The following is a 2192-nucleotide window of genomic DNA, read 5'->3' as shown; positions in this document are numbered from 1 at the left end:
GAACTCGCCCGCGGCGGCGCGCTGGTGATGCGCACCGGCGGAAACGGCGGCCACGCGCGCGTGCCGGTGCTCACCGACCACGACGTCCTCACCGGAACCGCCCCCTCCGGCACCCTCCCGGAGAGCGACGAGGAGGCCGTGCTCACCGAACCCGGCGACGTGGTCGTGCCCGTGCTCGGCGGCGGCTCCGTCGCGCGGGTGATCGACGACGCCACCGCCGGGGCCGTGCTCGGCCGCAACCTCGTCCTGCTGCGCCCGGACCCGGACGCGCTCGACGCATGGTTCCTCGCCGGATTCCTGCGCGGCACCGCCAACAACCGCCAGGCCAGCAGCTACGCCTCCACCGCAACCCGCCTCGACGTACGCCGCCTCCAGCTGCCCCGGCTCCCCCTGGACGAACAGCGCCGCTACGGCGCTCGTTTCCGCGCCCTCGACGAGTTCGAACGAGCGCTGCGCCGGGCGGGCCGCCTCGGCGAACAGCTCGTCCGCGGCATGTACGACGGCCTCACCGACGGCACGATCCCGCCCGGCTGAGCACCGGCCGGGGGCCCGGCCGCCGGGGACGAAGTGATCAGTACGACAACGGTTCGGTGCAACCCGGGACCGGTTGTCCGTGTCGGCCTATACGCTCGGACTCCCAAGGAGCTCTGACACTCGCACCACGTCCCCATCGGCTTCACCGGTCCAGGAGCAGTCATGTACGGCCACGGCGCGGCGCCGCCCACCCGCAGCGCGGCAACGATCATCACCCTGCGCGTGCTGTTCGCCGCCGTCGGTTTCCTGTCGTGCGGACTGCTGGCCTGCGTGCCGCTGTTCCGGCTCGCGATCCTGCGGGGACGGATCGGTGACTGGACGCTGGCCTGGGTGAGCCTGCCGCTGTCGATCGCGTGCCTGGCGGTGGTGGGTTCGGTGCCGGAGTCGGACGCGCGCGGCGATGTCGCCCTCGCCCTGGTCCTCATCCTCGGCGCGGCGGCCAGCGCGTACTTCCTGGTCATGGACATCCGCTGGCACCAGCGGCAGCAGGCGCACCCGGGCGCCCCCGTGCCGCCGTCGCCGCACGCCACGACCCTGCACACCCCGGGCACCCACACGCCGTACGGCTATCCCCAGCCCTCCTCGCCCTACGCCCCCACGCCCGTCCCGCGGCAACCGCCCCACACGCCGGTGCCCCAGGCGCCCCCGGCACCGCCGCCGCAGCGCCCCGCGCCGGCCCGCATCGACCAGGTGCGCGCCGAGCTCGACGAACTCAGCGACTATCTGCGCCGCCAGGACGGACAAGGCGGCCAGGGCGGCGGACACGAGGGCGGAAGGTGAGCGTGACGACGACGGGACGGGTCGTCGCCGGCCGCTACGAGCTGTCCACGCTCATCGGGCAGGGCGGCATGGGCCAGGTCTGGACGGCGTACGACAAACGGCTGGACCGGCGCGTCGCGGTGAAGCTGCTGCGCCCGGACAAGGTGGCCGGGCAGGAGGCGGACGAACTGCGCCGCCGCTTCGTGCGCGAGTGCCGGGTCACCGCCCAGGTCGACCACCCCGGCCTGGTGACCGTGCACGACGCGGGCAGCGAGGGCGAGGAGCTGTTCCTCGTCATGCAGTACGTCGACGGCGCCGACCTCGGCGACCACCTCGCCGAGCACACGCCCTACCCGTGGCCGTGGGCGGTCGCCGTGGCCGCGCAGCTGTGCGCCGTGCTGAGCGCCGTGCACGCGGTGCCGATCGTCCACCGCGACCTCAAGCCGCGCAATGTGATGGTCCGGCAGGACGGCACCGTCACCGTGCTCGACCTCGGTGTGGCCTCCGTCATGGACGCCGACACCACCCGCCTCACCCACACCGGCACGCCCATAGGGTCGCCCGCCTACATGGCCCCCGAGCAGGCGATGGGCGGCGCCGTCGGCCCGTACACCGACCTGTACGCGCTGGGTGTGCTGCTGCACGAACTGCTCAGCGGCGACGTGCCGTTCTCCGGCTCCACCGCGCTCGGCGTGCTGCACCGCCACCTGTACGAGCCGCCGGTGCCGGTGCGGCGCCTGCGCCCCGAGGTGCCCGAGGCGCTGGAGACCCTGGTGCTGCGCCTGCTCGCCAAGGACCCGCAGCACCGCCCGTCCTCCGCCCAGGAGGTCTACGAGCACCTGGAGCCGCTGCTGCCCGCCCGCGGCACACCGACCGGGGCGCCCCTGGACCCCACCCGC

2 protein-coding genes and 1 pseudogene are annotated in these 2192 nt (G+C 74.2%); all 3 read left to right on the top strand.

The features are described from left to right. A pseudogene (locus tag N4P33_RS34790) lies at positions 1-534 on the top strand (SAM-dependent methyltransferase); the annotation flags it as partial. Between the two features lie 162 nt (positions 535-696). Next, entirely contained in the window at positions 697-1314 is a 618-nt protein-coding gene (locus N4P33_RS34785) for a hypothetical protein (protein ID WP_260830905.1), read from the top strand. 41 nt (positions 1315-1355) lie between these two features. Then, the coding region (locus tag N4P33_RS34780; RefSeq protein WP_313904632.1) for a serine/threonine-protein kinase at positions 1356-2192 on the top strand (837 nt) is incomplete at its 3' end.

Origin of the sequence: Streptomyces sp. 15-116A, assembly GCF_025290915.1 — a bacterium.
Taxonomy (GTDB): domain Bacteria; phylum Actinomycetota; class Actinomycetes; order Streptomycetales; family Streptomycetaceae; genus Streptomyces.
This window is presented reverse-complemented; position numbering and strand designations above follow the sequence as displayed.

Coding starts and splice junctions, on each gene's coding strand:
- N4P33_RS34785 (WP_260830905.1), top strand. CDS start 697: ATGTACGGCCACGGCGCGGCGCCGCCCACCCGCAGCGCGGCAACGATC.